The sequence below is a fragment of the Spirosoma knui genome, assembly GCF_054780635.1.
Genome location: NZ_BAAGVY010000006.1, coordinates 105,239 through 120,985, shown reverse-complemented (window position 1 = coordinate 120,985; position 15,747 = coordinate 105,239). Strand labels below are relative to the sequence as shown.

16 protein-coding genes are annotated in these 15,747 nt (G+C 51.3%); 9 read left to right on the top strand and 7 right to left on the bottom strand.

The features are described from left to right. Nucleotides 1–178 precede the first annotated feature (178 nt). Nucleotides 179–760, top strand: a complete 582-nt coding sequence (locus ACYVIY_RS14540) for a DUF7010 family protein (RefSeq protein WP_460977089.1) — start codon at nucleotides 179–181, stop codon at nucleotides 758–760. A gap of 78 nt (nucleotides 761–838) precedes the next feature. Here the strand turns inward: ACYVIY_RS14540 and nagB are convergent, their stop codons facing one another. The 5 genes from nagB to ACYVIY_RS14515 all read right to left on the bottom strand — a co-directional run bounded on the left by nagB (nucleotide 839) and on the right by ACYVIY_RS14515 (nucleotide 5,841). After that, a complete protein-coding gene (gene nagB / locus ACYVIY_RS14535; RefSeq protein WP_460977088.1) occupies nucleotides 839–2,812 on the bottom strand; it encodes a glucosamine-6-phosphate deaminase in 1,974 nt (657 codons plus the stop codon). 142 nt (nucleotides 2,813–2,954) lie between these two features. After that, a complete protein-coding gene (locus ACYVIY_RS14530) occupies nucleotides 2,955–4,124 on the bottom strand; it encodes a Gfo/Idh/MocA family protein (protein WP_460977087.1) in 1,170 nt (389 codons plus the stop codon). A 62-nt stretch (nucleotides 4,125–4,186) separates the two neighbouring features. Further along, nucleotides 4,187–4,795, bottom strand: coding sequence for a GNAT family N-acetyltransferase (locus ACYVIY_RS14525; RefSeq protein ID WP_460977086.1), 609 nt, complete (start codon nucleotides 4,793–4,795; stop codon nucleotides 4,187–4,189). Nucleotides 4,796–4,803: 8 nt separating this feature from the next. Further along, complete coding sequence (locus tag ACYVIY_RS14520; protein WP_460977085.1) at nucleotides 4,804–5,208, bottom strand: nuclear transport factor 2 family protein; 405 nt, start codon at nucleotides 5,206–5,208, stop codon at nucleotides 4,804–4,806. Between the two features lie 132 nt (nucleotides 5,209–5,340). After that, entirely contained in the window at nucleotides 5,341–5,841 is a 501-nt protein-coding gene (locus ACYVIY_RS14515) for an NUDIX domain-containing protein (protein ID WP_460977084.1), read from the bottom strand. 135 nt (nucleotides 5,842–5,976) lie between these two features. On the opposite strand from ACYVIY_RS14515, the gene ACYVIY_RS14510 reads away from it, so the two are divergent. From ACYVIY_RS14510 to ACYVIY_RS14480, 7 genes are all read left to right on the top strand, one after another. Then, nucleotides 5,977–6,483 carry a (2Fe-2S)-binding protein gene (locus ACYVIY_RS14510; RefSeq protein ID WP_460977083.1) on the top strand — a complete coding sequence of 169 codons (507 nt, stop codon included), beginning with the start codon at nucleotides 5,977–5,979 and terminating at the stop codon, nucleotides 6,481–6,483. Continuing rightward, complete coding sequence (locus ACYVIY_RS14505) at nucleotides 6,480–8,675, top strand: molybdopterin cofactor-binding domain-containing protein (protein WP_460977082.1); 2,196 nt, start codon at nucleotides 6,480–6,482, stop codon at nucleotides 8,673–8,675. Before ACYVIY_RS14510 ends, ACYVIY_RS14505 begins: the two co-directional genes overlap by 4 nt. Nucleotides 8,676–8,678: 3 nt before the next feature. Beyond that, the gene (locus tag ACYVIY_RS14500) at nucleotides 8,679–9,836 is read left to right on the top strand and encodes an XdhC family protein (RefSeq protein WP_460977081.1); all 1,158 of its coding nucleotides are present in this window, start codon (nucleotides 8,679–8,681) and stop codon (nucleotides 9,834–9,836) included. Continuing rightward, nucleotides 9,833–10,456 (top strand): nucleotidyltransferase family protein, encoded by a 624-nt coding sequence (locus ACYVIY_RS14495; RefSeq protein WP_460977080.1) that lies wholly within the window; start codon nucleotides 9,833–9,835, stop codon nucleotides 10,454–10,456. The genes ACYVIY_RS14500 and ACYVIY_RS14495 overlap by 4 nt, the downstream gene beginning before the upstream one ends. 77 nt (nucleotides 10,457–10,533) lie before the next feature. Then, nucleotides 10,534–10,962: a Holliday junction resolvase RuvX gene (ruvX, locus tag ACYVIY_RS14490; RefSeq protein ID WP_460977079.1), complete on the top strand. Its 429-nt coding sequence runs from the start codon at nucleotides 10,534–10,536 to the stop codon at nucleotides 10,960–10,962. 99 nt (nucleotides 10,963–11,061) lie between these two features. After that, a complete protein-coding gene (gene def / locus ACYVIY_RS14485) occupies nucleotides 11,062–11,634 on the top strand; it encodes a peptide deformylase (protein ID WP_460977078.1) in 573 nt (190 codons plus the stop codon). Between the two features lie 64 nt (nucleotides 11,635–11,698). Continuing rightward, entirely contained in the window at nucleotides 11,699–12,481 is a 783-nt protein-coding gene (locus ACYVIY_RS14480; protein WP_460977077.1) for an amidohydrolase, read from the top strand. A gap of 55 nt (nucleotides 12,482–12,536) precedes the next feature. On the opposite strand, the gene ACYVIY_RS14475 is transcribed toward ACYVIY_RS14480, so the two are convergent. Then, nucleotides 12,537–13,274: an HAD family hydrolase gene (locus ACYVIY_RS14475; RefSeq protein ID WP_460977076.1), complete on the bottom strand. Its 738-nt coding sequence runs from the start codon at nucleotides 13,272–13,274 to the stop codon at nucleotides 12,537–12,539. Between the two features lie 157 nt (nucleotides 13,275–13,431). Between ACYVIY_RS14475 and ACYVIY_RS14470 the strand changes: the two genes are divergently transcribed. Continuing rightward, the gene (locus ACYVIY_RS14470) at nucleotides 13,432–14,946 is read left to right on the top strand and encodes a DUF4301 family protein (RefSeq protein ID WP_460977075.1); all 1,515 of its coding nucleotides are present in this window, start codon (nucleotides 13,432–13,434) and stop codon (nucleotides 14,944–14,946) included. 96 nt (nucleotides 14,947–15,042) lie between these two features. Here the strand turns inward: ACYVIY_RS14470 and ACYVIY_RS14465 are convergent, their stop codons facing one another. Beyond that, nucleotides 15,043–15,537 carry an RrF2 family transcriptional regulator gene (locus ACYVIY_RS14465; RefSeq protein ID WP_460977074.1) on the bottom strand — a complete coding sequence of 165 codons (495 nt, stop codon included), beginning with the start codon at nucleotides 15,535–15,537 and terminating at the stop codon, nucleotides 15,043–15,045. Between the last annotated feature and the right edge of the window lie 210 nt (nucleotides 15,538–15,747).

The following is a 15,747-nucleotide window of genomic DNA, read 5'->3' as shown; positions in this document are numbered from 1 at the left end:
AAGCTTATCTGTTAGGACGAATGATGTGAAAAAAGGTCGTTCAACCTCTTCTAAAGTTCATCTTGATAAATTGTCTGTTCGTTAAAGAAAAATTCAAATTGATCGATTTACTATTGGCCAGTAGTAAGTTGTGAGCTTTTTTGCGCTCGCAAATAATACGTAATACTCTATTTTCTGTATGAACTTTCATCAGGCCCTCACCGCACAAAAACGCCAGGATTTCTTAAATGCTAATGCTGGTATTTCTTTACCCGTAGCCGGGGCTATTTACTGGACCTTATTAGGAATCGCTGGGTATTACTTAAAGCCAGGAGCGTGGGTATTGCTCGCCTTTTGCACAAGTGGTTTACTCTTTCCTTTAGGACTCGCCTTGCAAAAGCCATTTAAATCCAACTTACTGCTAAAAACACCGCTTACCAGCCTGATTCCGTTCGCGTTGATTGCCATGATGCTAAGCTGGGCAATCACAATTCCGGCCGCGAGCATCGATAAATCACTGGTTCCACTTTGTCTGGCTGTTGGTATGAGTATTCACTGGCCCATTATTGGGTGGTTATATGACAGTCGGGCCTGCCAGCTTCACGTAGCCGCTCGAACCATCCTCACGGTTGGCTGCTGGTATCTCTTTCCCGATGAACGCTTTATCGTGTTGCCCCTACTTGTAGCTCTCGTTTATGGAGTTACGGTGCTGGCTTTAAAGCAAGAACTGATACAGGCAAAACGACAAGCAATTCCTACCGTTTCGGCACTAAATACCTAACTCCCAACAACATAAACAAAAATGCCCTCTAGTTGACCGCACGGTCAACTAGAGGGCATTTGCATAAGCAGAGTTGTACTAGAAACGCCAGCGAACAAAGGCCTCCATCGCTTCGTATTCAGCTAGGCCAAGCCGATTATACAGGGCGGCCGTGCCCCGGTTACGCTCCTCAGCCCGTTGCCAGAACTCCCGCGAGTCGGTACCCTGGTATACCACACCGTCTTTCTGCGACTGGTGTTTGAAAATCCCCAGGCGTTTCTTCATCACCTGGTCGGGCGACATGGGAACGGCCATTTCAATCTCGTGGATATCCCACTCCGCCCAGGCACCGCGATAGAGCCACACCCAGCAATCTTTCATGAAGTTTTTGTGCTTCAACCGACGTACTGCTTCCAGGACGGCATCCAGACATACTTTGTGCGTCCCGTGCGGGTCAGCCAGATCACCAGCCGCGTAGATCTGGTGCGGTTTGACCTCTTCAATGAGGGCCATTGTGATTTTAATGTCTTCTTCGCCGAGCGGCTTCTTGGCAACAGTACCCGTTTCGTAAAACGGCATGTTCAGGAAGTGTGCGTTTTCAACCGGAATACCGACAAACCGGCAGGTCGATTTCGCTTCACCCATCCGGATCAGGCCTTTCACGTACCGAACTTCAGCCGTGTCCATTTCGCTATCTTTTTTCTCGCGAAGCGACGCAGCCGCATCCTGGAAAATACGGGTTGCCTCCGGACTGTTGATGCCAAACTTCGTGTTGAAATCTACTACGTAGTCAGCGAAACGGAGCGCTTCGTCATCAGCGACGGCAATATTACCCGAGGTTTGGTAGCCGATGTGTACTTCATGCCCCTGGTCAACCAGGCGCTGGAACGTACCGCCCATCGAAATAATATCGTCGTCGGGGTGCGGGCTGAAGATTAGGCAGCGCTTCTGAGCGGGTAGGGCCCGTTCCGGCCGATTGGTATCATCGGCGTTGGGCTTACCACCCGGCCAGCCCGTAATGGTATGTTGAAGTTGATTGAAAACGTCGATGTTGATATCGTAAGCTTGCCCATACTGCGCCAGCAGATCGCTCATCCCGTTATCATTATAATCACGGTCTGTGAGTTTCAGGATTGGCTTATTGAGAGTCAGCGACAGATACGTCACCGCTTTTTTATTCATGTTGTTGTCCCACACAACAGAATCCACCAGCCAAGGCGTTTTCATGCGGGTCAACTCAGAAGCAGCCGCTTCGTCAATTACGAATAAAGCATTGGGGTGCGTTTGCAAGTAAGAGGCTGGATTCAGTTCGGTAACCAAACCCTCCACGGCACCACGTATTACGGGCGCTTTCCGCTCACCCCAGGCGAGCAGAACCACACGACGGGCACTCAGAATACTGGCAACCCCCATTGTAATGGCTTTGCGAGGTGTTTTTGGTAAACCACCAAAATCTGACGATGCCGCAGCCCGTGTCGAATTGTCGAGCATCATCAGCCGCGTGTGCGAGTTGACCAGCGAACCCGGTTCATTAAAGCCAATGTGGCCGTTACCCCCAATCCCTAATAGCTGGAAATCGAGTCCCCCGGCAGCTTCAATATCCGCTTCATATTGCTTGGCAAATTCAGCAACCTTATCCGTACGAATAGTCCCGTCCGGAACATGATAATTGCCAGCCGGAATATCGACATGGTCGAACAGTTGCTCCCGCATGAAGCGCCAGTAGCTTTGCAGCGAATCCGGCTCCATTGGGTAGTACTCGTCCAGGTTGAACGTAACTACATTTCGAAAGCTCAGCCCTTCTTCGCGGTGCATCCTGATTAATTCAGCGTAGACCGTTTTGGGTGATGAACCCGTTGCTAAGCCCAGTATACAAGGCTTTCCTTCGCTTTGTTTTTGCCGAATCAGATCAGCAATTTCCTGGGCCACAGCCCGGCTGGCATCTTTAGCGTCAGCATAAATGTGGGTAGGAATTTTTTCGTACGTAATGGCCGACTGGATAGGGCCACCGATGGCTGATGTTGCTGGCACCTGTCCATCCGGATTGTCGAGTAGTGGAGACTCCGTAATCATGCGCTGCGCGGAGAGTTGGTAAGACAGCACAAAGGTCTGAAAAATTCAGCTTGATTACATCAGCCAACGGCCCAGTTTATCCTGCGATAGTCATATTTTTTAAAATTTTTTATAAAATCGGATCGTTTACTCCCGCAGCCACCTACTGCCGGGCAAGCCGATCCGCTTCTGTGGCTACTTCGAGCGACTGAAGCCCGTTCAACTCGCTAATAATCCGATGCGTCTCCGGGTACTTTATTGCGCTGACCTGATCGCGGAACATCAGCCGAAGCAGCTCACTGTAGAGGTGCTGTTTTTCTTCGCCGAAGCCAAAGCGAAGCTCAATACGCTGGTAGGCTTCGAACTCCTTGTGCCGCCCCCGCAGGATTCGATCGTTACCGCCAATGTTCTCTGTTACGTTCAATTGAGCGCCAGGAAACAAATCCAGTAAGGCTCGGGTCGTTTCTTCATCCACCACGCAACGCATGACCATTCGGGTCGGCACCCACTCAAACAACGTAATGTCTCCGCGCTCGAACAAAAGCCGCATCTCCTGCCGATCCATTCGGCCCGTTTGGGTGAAACCATGGTAGAAGTTAACCAGCTTGCGACCCGTTTCCTCATCGCCGTACTCAACCGTAGCCTGTACCTGGTCCTCTATAAGTTCCGACGCCTGGTTGCTGCCCGGACGCTTAACCACCTGCGACGCGACCACTTTACCTTCGCCAAGCCATCCGGCAAACATATCGAAGAAGTGAACCCCGTGCTCGATGAAGATACCACCACTTTTACTACGGTCCCAGAACCAGTGTTCAGGCGACAATCCCTCATCGCCCGCGTAGTTCTCGAAATAACCGTGCAAAAACTCACCCAGCAGTCTCTTGTCAATCAGGTGCTTAATGCGGGCAAACATTGGGTTATAGCGCTGCATCAGGTTAGTTACCATCAGTAAGCCTTTCTGACGCGCCGTTTCGATCATTTCCCGGCCCTGCTCAGGGTCCATGGCCAATGGTTTCTCGCAGATTACGTGCTTACCCGCCTGTAACGCTTTCATCGCCTGTTCGTAATGCAGAAAGGGCGGGGTAGCGATATACACGAGCGTTACGTCCGGGCGGTTCACTAACTCGTCAATACTGTCGACCTGATCGGCACCAAAGCGTTTTGCCGTTGTGATGGCTTCCTCGCGTTTCGATCCGGCAATGGCGACCAGGCGCGTGTGGGGCGTTTGTAAGAATTGTTGAACGGCAAACAGGCCAAATCCACCCATGCCTATAACACCAATACCTATTTCGTGATCTTCGGACGCGCGGTCCGCCATTGGGGTTGTTTCCATAAGGTTGTTTGTTGTATTCGACAAAACAACCGCTGGCTTGCTGTTTATGTTGGCCGCTACTACTAAATCGCCTTCATCCAGTAGGTCATCCGTTTAGGCGTAGACTCCGTTTCGCCACGGTCCGGCCACATGAATAGGCTTTGCAGGCTCGATTCACGGTGGTACCCTCGTTTCGTCCAGAAGGCGTTCAAGGGCTGGTACTCAGCAGGGCGAAGAGGATGGTCGGCAGGGCGCTCGACCGCGCAAAAACAGGTCGTAGTGTATTGACCAAATTGGCGGGCATGAGCCTCGCGTTCGTCAAAAAACCGATGTCCCAGCCCTAAGCCCCGATATTCGGGCAACAGGATGCTTTCGCCAAAGTAGAATATCGTGTCAAGATTGTAGCCGACTGCCCGAAACGGCTTCTGCACCTCTTCGGTTTCGTCTAGCAACGGCAGGGCCGTCGTAGCACCAACTAGTTGATCCCCGTCGTAAGCGGCAAAAAGAAGGGAGCGCTCCGAGCGGACATACGTCTCCAAATATTCTTTCTCGTAGGCAATGGTGCCTTCGTACAAATAAGGAAACTCGCGAAAAACGGTAATTCGCAGGGTGGCTAACTCATCGAACACGGTACGAATCCCTGAGCCGGTCAGGCGGGTAAATGTCAGCGAGTGATGTGGCTCCGTTGCCAAGACGTATCTTATTTACCTAACACCAATGATTCCCAGAGCGGCAGATTGTAATACGTCGTGATTCGGGTGATAAGCCCATCCGCTACGTCTAAAAACGACCCAGCAGGTAACGTGTATGTTTGCCCAGTAGCAGCGGGCAGATCACCATCCGTTTTCTTGTACACGCCATTCACAACAAACTCACAGGCTACACGCTTTCCGGTCGGCTCCGTCATGACCATCATGTCCGTTAACGTTTCGTCGTAGCAGTCATCCATGTGCTGCAAAAACTGAGTAAACAGATCTTTACCGACGCGCGTTGCACCCTGGTTACTATCGTGGCGAACGTCAGGGTGAACCAGGTTGAGCATACCGGTCCAGTCTTTGCGGTTAAAGGCGTTGTAATACTCGGTGACGATATCGAGGGCGGTCATAAATTCAGTCTTTAGTCAATCGACCGCAAAGATAAAGCGAACTTCAGAGATAGGAAGTAGTCGCTCGAAAAGCCTAACGTAATGGGTCAAGTACCCCTGCAAGGCACAAATACCCTTAGTGGCATTCACTTTTCAACGTTTACCCAGCCGTTTCTCTTTCCATTCTTTCAAGGCAGGTCCGGTACCGAACGGCCACGGCTTGATCTCGGCAATTGGCACCACTTTAATCGCCTGCAACTCGGTCTCATCCATGACAATTGTACCCGATGCCCGAACGTGATACGTAAAAATTACTTCGTTACGTTGGTAAAAGGTGTAGATACCCAGGAACTCCACAATGCGGGCGTCCGTCAGACCAATCTCTTCGTGAATCTCACGCAAGATGGCATCGGCGGGCTCCTCCCCTTTTTCTAAAAAGCCGGTAACGACACCAAACCAATCGGCAGGCCAGCCAATATTCTGCGTTAATACGACGGTGTCATGGTCATATTCAACAATGCCCCCGACAACCGGGAGCGGGTTATCGTAAAAGATGTAGCCACATGGTTTTGAGCAGATCAGTCGCTCACGACCACTAGCCTCACCAGGTACTAGTGGACTGGCACACTGTGGGCAAAAATTCATTTTGGGCATGGGTGTCAGGGCTCAGCGTTAGGTAGCACGAAGGTAGTGGCTTAGGGTGTATGATTTCCCGTTTATAGGTCTTAACTTTCCCATAATTTGGCTACGAAGTCACTAGTAAGCTGATTTCCTTCACTTCTCATCACAATGGCTTTAGTAAAACTAACAATTAATAACCAGGCGCATACGGTCGATGTAGAGCCGGACATGCCACTCTTGTGGGCCATTCGCGATGTTGTTGGCCTGACCGGAACCAAGTTCGGTTGCGGCATTGCCCAGTGTGGTGCCTGCACGGTTCACCTCGACGGTACCCCGATCCGTTCGTGCAGCGTTCCGGTATCGGCCGTCACTGGTCAGAAGATTACAACAATCGAAGGCATTTCTCGTGACGGAAACCATCCGGTGCAGAAAGCGTGGGTAGCGCATCAGGTGCCGCAGTGTGGGTATTGTCAGTCCGGTCAAATTATGTCGGCGGTAGCTTTATTGAAGCAAAATCCAAAACCGACGGATGCCGATATTGATGCGGCAATGCAGGGGAACATTTGCCGCTGTGGCACTTATGTTCGGATTCGGGAGGCCATTCATACAGCCTCGACCGAAATGGCTGCTGCCCCTAAATTACCTAAATCTACGCCAAAAGTCGGTAAGCGATGAGCAACTCCCAACACCAAACTAGCCGTCGGAATTTCCTGAAAGCCGCCGGCCTTACGGGTGCCGCTTTCGCGCTTGGCTTTCCGACCACGGATGCTATCGCCGGACCTGTTCTGAACCTAAGTGCTTTGCCGGAGTCGGTTGAGCTTACCCCCTTCATACGTATCGAAACCTCGGGGCGGATTACCATCATGAATCCCCGCCCTGAAATTGGACAAGGAACGTTCCAATCCGTTCCGGCCTTGATTGCCGAAGAACTGGAGGTTCCGCTGGAGAAAATCATCATCCAGCAAACCGGCGGAGAAAGTAAGTTCGGCGGCTTGTGGTCGCAGGCGGTGGGTGGCAGTGGCTCCATCCGCGGTGGCTATAAACAGATGCGAACCGTTGGGGCTTCGGCACGCGAAATGCTTCGGCAAGCTGCCAGCCAGCAATGGAACGTACCGATGGGGGAATGCCTTGCCGAAAATGCCACCATTGTTCATACTCCAACGGGCAAAAAGCTTACGTACGGTCAACTGGCCGAAACGGCAGCCAAACTTCCTGTTCCCAAAGAACCGCCGTTAAAAGATCCGAAGAATTTTACGCAGATCGGCAAGTCGGCTCCACGACCTGATGTTCCGTTGAAATCAATCGGACAAGCCCTGTTCGGCATTGATGCAAAAGTGGCAGGCATGGTCTATGCGTCTGTGGAGCGCAGCCCTGTGCTAGGCGCAAAGCTCGTTAGTTTCGATGCCAGCCCGGCCCTGAAGATCAAAGGCGTTCGGCAGGTTGTGAAAGTGGAGCGCGTACTGGGTAAAAATCGGTTCGATGGCGTTGCCGTTGTAGCCGACAATTACTGGGCCGCTTTGCAAGGCCGGAAAGCGCTTAAGGTGCAGTGGGACTACCAGGGCCTCGATACGTTCAACACGGCGGCTTTCGAAAACAACCTTCGCGACTTAGCCAAAACTGACGGTGTAGTTGGGCACAACAAAGGCGACTTCGATAAAACCTTCGCCGACGCGCCAACCAAATTGGAAGCCTTCTACGAAACGCCCATGGTCAGTCACTCGACGATGGAGCCGATGAATGCGCTAGCTCATTACAAATCCGGCGTGGAGTCGCCTGGCGACAAGATTGAGCTTTGGGTATCGTCGCAGGGCGGAGACCTGGTCGTCGATGAAGTAGCCAGAGTGCTGAACGTTCCAAAAGAGAACGTGACCGTACATGTCATGTTCAACGGGGGTGGTTTCGGTCGTCGGTTGACGCAGGACTTCGCCACGGAAGCCGCGTTTCTGTCCAAAACAATCGGCAAACCCGTGAAAGTGGTCTGGACACGGGAAGATGATACCCAGCTCGGCCCATTCCGTCCTATGACATTCTCAGCCCTTCGGGGAGCACTTACCGCCGACGGTAAACCTGTAGCGTTTCAGCACAAGGTCATTTCGCCTTCTATAGATGCTACGATGAATGCGACGTATGACAAGGCGAAACCCGATAGCACTATGTTGGAAGGGACCAACGAGCAGCCCTACGAAATCCCAAACCTGAACACGCGCTACGTTCATGCTGATATTCAGATTCCGCTTACGTACTGGCGGTCGGTAACTAGCTCGACGCTGGCGTTTGCGCACGAATGTTTCCTGGATGAGATGGCCGTAAAAGCGGGTAAAGACCCGATGGCGTTCCGGCTCGCCATGCTTACGAAAGAATCCGACACGAAGCGCGTGCTGACTAAGTTGAAGGAAGTATCGAACTGGGATAAACCCCTCCCCGCTGGTTGGGGCCGGGGTGTGGCGCAGTGGGTCTTCTTTGCCGGGCTGGCGGGCCAGGTCGTTGAAGTATCGAAACAAACGGATGGCTCGGTAAAAGTTGAGAAAGTTTACTGCGTTATTGATCTAGGTACCGTTGTTAATCCCGACAACGTAAAAGCCCAGGTTGAAGGCTCCGTAGCCATGGCACTAACGGCCGCTACGAAAGACGGCATTACGTTTGAAGGTGGCCAGGCCAAACAATCGAATTTTGATACGAACCGGATGCTGCGCATCAACGAAATGCCACAAGTTGAGGTTCATATACTTGCCGAAGGCGGCCCAACCATCAAGGGCGTAGGAGAGCCTGGTTTACCACCACTCGCTCCTGCTCTGGCTAATGCGGTCTTTGCCGCTACGGGTAAGCGCGTGCGTCGGTTGCCGTTTGATCTGGCTAATGTGAGTTAACGTATGAAAGAAATAAGTCGAATTCTGGAGGTTTACGAACAAATCGATTTTACCCAGCGCAAAGCAGCTTTAGCAACGGTGGTTTGGGTAGAAGGCTCGTCGTACCGTCGGCCCGGCGCCCGAATGCTCATTACGGACGATGGTCGCTGGGAAGGTGCCATCAGTGGCGGTTGCCTGGAGGGCGATGCGTTGCGAAAAGCCCGCCAAGTCATGCTCGATAAAGAGCCCATCGTTGTTACGTATGACACCATGGACGACGGAGCCAATAGCTTCGGCGTTGGGCTGGGCTGCAATGGCATTATCGACGTATTGATTGAGCCAATCGACCCGGCGAATGAGCAAAATCCAGTTGCTGTCTTATCTGAATTTGTGCAAAAGCGCGATGTCCGCGCCCTGGCGACAGTCCTGAAAAGTGAGCGGAGCGGTTTCCAACCCGGAAGCCGCTTCACGCTTACGCAGGACAACAACCAATTTGTACCTGACTGGCTGCTCACCGATATGCAGGACGTTTTTGGCACCGGCAAGCCGTTAACAAAGTCGTATTCAGTTGAACAGGGCGATGTTGAGGTCTTCATCGAACGTATTGACCCCGGTATCGAACTAGTCATTTTTGGGGCGGGCTACGACGTAATACCCGTTGCGAAACTGGCTCGTGAACTGGGTTGGCAGGTAACGGTTACCGACGATTGCGTAGCTCACCTGGCACCCAAGCGGTTTCCGGTGGCCACCTGTGTGCTGTACGCCGATCGAACGGCGGTGCTGGATAAGTTTACCATTACGAACCGCACAGCTGCCGTTCTGATGTCGCACAACTTCAATTACGACCGAGCCGTACTGCAATCGTTACTTGGCAGTGACATTCCTTACATCGGCATGTTGGGTCCCAGGAAGCGCTTTGAAAAGATGCAGGCCGAATTTGAGAAAGACAATCTGTTTCTCACAGAAGCGCAAATCGACCGCGTTCACGCGCCTATTGGCCTAGACCTGGGTGCAGAAACGCCCGACGAGATTGCCTTGTCGATCGTTGCCGAGGTTAGGGCGTTCTTCGCAAAAAGGTCGGGTGGTTTCCTACGAAATATTCCTGGCCCTATTCATGAGCGACTGTCGGGCAATGCGTCAGCGCAACGTCGGCAGGCGGATGCGGTCAGTTCAGAGGTATGAGCATTGCCACCCTTATTCTGGCAGCAGGTAGCTCAAGTCGGTTAGGCGGTGAGCCGAAACAGTTGTTACGTTACAATGACCAGACTTTAGTTCGACGCATTGCCCAGGAAGCATTATCCTTACAGGCTGGCCCGGTGGTGGTCGTCGTGGGAGCGAATCGTGAACGAATTGAAGCTGAACTAGACGGCCTACCCCTGCTTATTACGTACAATGAGAACTGGCGTGAAGGATTAGCAGCCTCCTTACAAACGGGCTTAATGGCTATAGCCGTTGATGCCTTTCTGGTTCTGCTAACCGATCAACCCTTCGTAACGGCTGATTTATTACGTCAGCTCATTGCGGTCAGGCAGCAGACCGGTCTGGGTATCGTTGCCAGTCGTTACGCAGAGCCAGGAAACGCTGAGCAGAGCGTTTTAGGCGTCCCAGCCTTATTCGACATTCGATACAAAGCCGATTTTATGAAACTTTCGGGCGATGTAGGCGCTCGAAAGTTAATTCGTCAATTTCCGGACGACTGCGCCGAGGTTGCCTTCCCGTTGGCCAGTATCGACCTCGACACCCGAGAGGACGTTGACAAATGGCGAAGAGCAGAGGGCGTGGGGCTTAGGGGAACAAACTGAAGTTCATATTACATACCGCTCACCCTAAGCCCCACGCCCTCTGCCCTTCACCTAATTTTCGTACCTTTGCCCCTGAAATGGCCAGACTTTTAGCAATCGACTACGGTGCCAAGCGCACCGGCATTGCCGTTACGGATCCGTTGCAGCTTATTGCTTCGGCGCTGGAAACGGTCGCTTCGCACGAGCTGCTGAAGTTTCTTAAAGCCTACGTAGCACGTGAGCCGGTCGAAGCGTTTATTGTCGGTTTACCCAAGCGCCTGGATGGTACCGATACGGATAACACGCCCCGTGTCAGGGAGTTCGTGACGCATTTGCAGAACGCTTTGCCGGATATTCCGGTTTATTGGCATGATGAGCGCTTTACGTCAGCGATGGCTCTTCAAGCTATGATTGCCAGCGGAAGTACAAAGAAGGACCGACGCGAGAAAGGGAACATTGATAAGGTCAGTGCAACCATTATTCTTCAGTCGTATATGGAAAGTAACCGTCTGAACCGGGATTTATAGGATTGAATGGATTAACTGGATTTTGCTATTCACTCAGAAAGCAAAGCCTTGTGGATTCATCAAATCGTATGAACGGCAGTTTAGATATTCATAAACAGTATGATTCTCCCAATTATTGCCTACGGCGACCCCGTTTTGCGGAAACGGGCCAAGGATATTGAACCCGGCTCAATCGACGTGAAAACATTGAGCGAAAACATGTTCGAAACGATGTATGCTGCATCGGGCGTCGGCTTAGCGGCTCCGCAGATTGGCCAGAGCATCCGCCTGTTCGTAGTCGATGGTCAGCCGATCAACGAAGACGAACCTGAAGAAGACATTGACAAAAGCCTGATTGGGTTCAAGAAAGTGTTCATCAATCCTGAGATTATTGAAGAAGCCGGTGACGATTGGGGATTTGAAGAAGGTTGCCTGAGCATACCAGGTATCCGGGGTGAGGTGTTCCGCCCCGAAATTGTTGTCATCCGCTACTTCGACACCGACTGGAACGAACACGAGGAAGAGTACGACGGTATGGCGGCTCGCATTATCCAGCACGAATACGACCATCTCGACGGTAAGCTTTTCACCGACTATCTGCCTGCGCTCCGCCGTCAGCTTATCCGGAAAAAACTCACCGATATTACAAAAGGGAAGACCGACGCCGAGTATCGAATGAAATTCCCTCATTAGAGAAAAAGAGAGAGCTATAAGCGTTAGTCTTACACCCTTACTACGTTTCTCGTCCCCTACGTTCATGCACGTTACGCTCCTGCAAACCAACCTGTATTGGCATAACCCGGTGGCAAACCGAGCCATGCTGGAGGAGCATATCTTTTCGTTGCCTGAACCGACCGATTTGATTGTACTGCCCGAAATGTTCACGACGGGTTTTACGATGGACGCCAAATCAGTGGCGGAACCCATGAATCTGACCACATTCCGGTGGCTAAAGCAAATGGCCGCGCAAACCAATGCGGTTGTTACCGGTAGCTACGTTGTGCAGGAGGGAGGACGCTATTTCAATCGGCTGATCTGGATGCAGCCCGACGGCCAATTCGATACGTATGATAAGCGTCACCTGTTCCGCATGGCGGGCGAAGATGGCATTTACACCGCCGGTAGTCAACGTATTGTGAAAGAATGGAGAGGCTGGCGTATTTGTCCCCTCATTTGTTACGATCTGCGCTTCCCCGTCTGGAGTCGGAACACCACAACGCCCGGTCAGTTCGATTATGATTTGCTGCTCTACGTCGCGAATTGGCCTGCCGTTCGGCGTAATCCCTGGAACGTACTGTTGCAGGCTCGGGCAATCGAGAATCTAAGTTATGTCGTTGGCGTAAACCGCGTAGGACAGGATGGCAATCAGCACCAGTACAGCGGTGACTCTGCCATCATCAACTTCAAGGGAGACGTTCTCTTCTGCGAAACCGACAACGAGGTGGTGCATCAGCAAACGCTCTCTTTGGATGAGTTACGAGCGTTCCGGTCAGCCTTCCCCGCCAATCTGGATGCTGACTCGTTCGTTATCGCTGGTTAGGATGCGCAATGAATACTCAGCAATTCATCTACGAATCAAACAGCTAACGACTCTATCAGTCCCTAAACGTCCGGTGAGTTAAGGGGTTGGACGGCTCAGACGCGGTTATAGTCTCTAACCAGTTCAATACGTCTCGTATATTTTCCAGCGTCGTAAACGATTTACCCGCCAGACGGTCCTCGTCTACGCGTTCATGCGCCCAGGTAATGACGTACGGAACATGAATGGCATGGCCACCAATAGTAAGAACCGGTAATACATCCGACTTCAGCGAATTGCCGATCATCAGAAACTCCTCCGGCTTTACGCCGTACCGGTTGAGGATACGCTGGTACGATTGTTCGTTTTTTTCGCTGACAATCTCGACATGGCTGAAAAAATGACCTAACCCGGAACGGGCGATCTTACTCTCCTGATCAAACAAATCACCCTTTGTCAATACCATCAGCTCGTACTGCTTCGACAGTGAGTCCAGTACGTCATAGACGCCATCAAGCACGTCGATCGGAAACGTCAGAAGTTCTTTGCTTACGTCGATGATCTGCTGAATTTCACGACCACTTACGGCTCCATCCGTTAATTCAATAGCCGTCTCAATCATCGACAACGTAAAGCCTTTTGCGCCGTAGCCAAACAATTGCAGATTCCGGATTTGCGTGTTGTAGAATTGCTGGGTCAAGGTGTCCTGATCAATATGGTGCGACAACATGTCGCAGAGCCGCTGCTGAACATTAACATAATTCGGCTCATTCACCCAAAGCGTATCGTCGGCGTCGAAAGCGATTAGTTTCATCTTGTAACAAAGGTAACCGACGAATCAAAAACTTACGCGAGCGACCCGGTAAGTAATTACCCATCCTACATTGACTTAATAAGTAAGTTTGATTTGCGTCATGTTATTGAAATATACAATTTGCTAGCTGTTTGTAATGACTATTCCCGTGTATTCCATGCAATTTTCTGAACAGGATCAAGACCAGATTTTGGCGCAGGGTGCCTCCCTCGACCAGATCGATCAGCAAATACAACACTTTGTTCAGGGGTTCCCCTACCTGAATGTGATCAAGGCCGCCACCGTTGGCGATGGTATCGTTCGCATCGACGAAGACCAGCTGGCTACTTACATCCACCGCTTTGATGAAGCCGCTCACGAACGCGCTTTGGTCAAGTTTGTACCTGCGTCGGGAGCGGCTACCCGGATGTTTAAGTCTTTGTTTGCTGCCCTCGATGGCAAGTTCGACAAGGCAACCGATGAGGTATTTGCCCGGCTAACCGACTTTGCATTCTATGAAGATTTGAAGGCGGTTATGGCCGAAAACGGTTTGGATCTGGACAAGGCGGTAGCCGAGAACGACCGGCAGACGGTGCTCCGCTATTTGTTAACGGAAGACGGACTTGAGTACGGCAACTTGCCCAAAGGCCTGCTCAAATTCCACCGCTACGCCGATGCGCCCCGTACACCCGTTGAAGAGCATCTGGTCGAAGGCGCTGCTTACGCGAATTCCGACGGCCTGGTCAAGATTCACTTCACCGTATCACCTGAACACCGGGATCGTTTTGAACAATTGATTGAGCAGGAAAAAGCTGATTACGAAGCTTGGCTTGGCGTTACGTTCGATATCAGCTTTTCCGAGCAAAAGAAATCAACGGACACGATTTCGGTAAATCTCGATAATACGCCGTTCCGCAATCCGGATGGATCGCTATTGTTCCGGCCGGCCGGGCATGGCGCGTTGATTGAAAACCTCAATGACATTGACGCAGACATTGTCTTTATCAAGAACATTGACAACGTAGTGCCCGATGACATCAAGGAGCCAACCGTTACGTATAAAAAGGTGCTGGCGGCTGTTCTGCTCGACACGCAGCAGCAGATTGCGCGGTTACAGAACCTGCTCACGGAGTCAAACGAAGTCAGCGAGGGTTACCTGGCTGAAGCTGATGAACTGTTCCGCCGGACGCTCTTTACCCAGCCACCCGAAGGATTTGAATCGCTTTCGAAAGCCGAACAGGTCGATTATTACCGGCGGAAGCTAGATCGCCCGGTCCGCGTATGCGGTATGGTTAAAAACGTGGGCGAACCCGGCGGAGGACCGTTCTGGGCCAAAAATCAGGATGGATCGGTATCGTTACAGGTGGTTGAGTCAGCGCAAATTGACCTGAACGACTCTGGCCAGAAAGCCATTTTTGATGAGGCAACCCACTTCAATCCGGTAGACCTGGTTTGTGGCCTGAAAGACCAGCACGGACGCAAATACGATCTACCTGCGTTCCGCGATCCGCAGACGGGCTTCATTACGGCAAAATCGAAGGATGGAAAAGATTTAAAAGCCCAGGAACTACCCGGCCTTTGGAACGGTGCTATGGCCGACTGGACCACGCTTTTCGTGGAAGTTCCGCTGATTACGTTTAACCCGGTTAAAACGGTGAACGACCTGTTGCGGAAAGAGCACCAACCGGAGTAAATCCGTTATAAATTTAAAGGGTTGTACAGTTATATAGTTGGTAATGCTACCTGTTAACTATACAACTATACAACCCTTTAAATTTATAACTTCAGCTTACGCAGACATCCGGTTAGCTGTGGCGTCTGCCAGTTCGGCCGCTTTAGCACCGATTGGAATTTCTTTTGTTTCCAGTGAAGATGGGTCCTGGAACGTAAGTAGTGTTGTATTTTCATACACACCGAGGTTCGCATCGCGAACGCGTTCCATAATTGGTTTCAGGGCGCAGGTTACTTCGTCAGTGCAATCGTCACACTTCACGTAGAAGTTAAACGACACACAGGGTGTTGGCGCAATCGGCCCATCAATAACGCGCAGAACCTGAGCTAAGTTGACCCGACCTGGATCAACGCGAAGCAGGTAGCCTCCCCCCTTTCCTTTCTGGCTTTGCAGAATACCATGATTCCGAAGTTCCAGCAGGATGGCCTCTAAGAATTTTTTCGGGATATTCTCTTTCGCCGAAATATAGGAAATCAGTACCGGGCCTTTCCCGTACTCTTCAGTCAAAACCTTGAGGGCTTTGATGGCGTACTTAGCTTTCTTAGAGATCATTGTTACGGTGCCTAAGAGGGTTATAGTGATTTGGTAAGGACTACCTGTGCAGAGTACATACTTTACACGAGGCCAAATTAGTAAGCTCTTAACAATCAGCCAAAATCTTAGCTGTCTTTTACACAAAATGTGCTAAGTGGTGTGAGTCTTGGCACTGATAATGAACGCGCCTAACGGCTTACTCCCAAACGCACATATATAGCCCAAAAG

Excerpts from the sequence above, each read along its gene's own strand:
- ruvX (WP_460977079.1), top strand. The coding sequence starts at position 10,534 with ATGGCCAGACTTTTAGCAATCGACTACGGTGCCAAGCGCACCGGCATT.
- ACYVIY_RS14530 (WP_460977087.1), bottom strand. The coding sequence starts at position 4,124 with ATGGAAACAACCCCAATGGCGGACCGCGCGTCCGAAGATCACGAAATA.
- ACYVIY_RS14480 (WP_460977077.1), top strand. The coding sequence starts at position 11,699 with ATGCACGTTACGCTCCTGCAAACCAACCTGTATTGGCATAACCCGGTG.
- nagB (WP_460977088.1), bottom strand. The coding sequence starts at position 2,812 with ATGATTACGGAGTCTCCACTACTCGACAATCCGGATGGACAGGTGCCA.
- ACYVIY_RS14465 (WP_460977074.1), bottom strand. The coding sequence starts at position 15,537 with ATGATCTCTAAGAAAGCTAAGTACGCCATCAAAGCCCTCAAGGTTTTG.
- ACYVIY_RS14470 (WP_460977075.1), top strand. The coding sequence starts at position 13,432 with ATGCAATTTTCTGAACAGGATCAAGACCAGATTTTGGCGCAGGGTGCC.
- def (WP_460977078.1), top strand. The coding sequence starts at position 11,062 with ATGATTCTCCCAATTATTGCCTACGGCGACCCCGTTTTGCGGAAACGG.
- ACYVIY_RS14475 (WP_460977076.1), bottom strand. The coding sequence starts at position 13,274 with ATGAAACTAATCGCTTTCGACGCCGACGATACGCTTTGGGTGAATGAG.
- ACYVIY_RS14510 (WP_460977083.1), top strand. The coding sequence starts at position 5,977 with ATGGCTTTAGTAAAACTAACAATTAATAACCAGGCGCATACGGTCGAT.
- ACYVIY_RS14515 (WP_460977084.1), bottom strand. The coding sequence starts at position 5,841 with ATGCCCAAAATGAATTTTTGCCCACAGTGTGCCAGTCCACTAGTACCT.
- ACYVIY_RS14520 (WP_460977085.1), bottom strand. The coding sequence starts at position 5,208 with ATGACCGCCCTCGATATCGTCACCGAGTATTACAACGCCTTTAACCGC.
- ACYVIY_RS14495 (WP_460977080.1), top strand. The coding sequence starts at position 9,833 with ATGAGCATTGCCACCCTTATTCTGGCAGCAGGTAGCTCAAGTCGGTTA.
- ACYVIY_RS14505 (WP_460977082.1), top strand. The coding sequence starts at position 6,480 with ATGAGCAACTCCCAACACCAAACTAGCCGTCGGAATTTCCTGAAAGCC.
- ACYVIY_RS14500 (WP_460977081.1), top strand. The coding sequence starts at position 8,679 with ATGAAAGAAATAAGTCGAATTCTGGAGGTTTACGAACAAATCGATTTT.
- ACYVIY_RS14540 (WP_460977089.1), top strand. The coding sequence starts at position 179 with ATGAACTTTCATCAGGCCCTCACCGCACAAAAACGCCAGGATTTCTTA.